This window comes from Pseudomonas sp. AC463, assembly GCF_979253585.1.
Window position 1 is genome coordinate 1 of record NZ_CEEDDZ010001166.1, and the last position, 236, is coordinate 236.

1 protein-coding gene is annotated in these 236 nt (G+C 62.3%); it reads left to right on the forward strand.

Annotated features, from left to right (window positions below; genetic code table 11):
* Positions 1-236, forward strand: a 236-nt coding sequence (locus AC0IYH_RS33980; RefSeq protein WP_471838882.1) for a hypothetical protein, incomplete at both ends; no start/stop codon positions are given.

The window sequence follows — 236 nt, forward strand, 5'->3', positions numbered from 1 at the left end:
CGTGGTTGGAGCGCCGGCTCAGCGCGGCACGTCTGGATCAGGCGGCGGCCGACAGGCAGGGTTATGCGGCGAGAGACGACTATGACAAGGCAGCCGCCGAAGAATGGGTGTGCCGTGCCTTGCAAGTCGGTGGACAAACCGACGACCAATCCGCGTTCGCCGCACATGTGAAAACGCTGCTGAACCAGGACGGATATCCGATCTCTGGCATCTATGACGATACGCGGTTCGAGCGG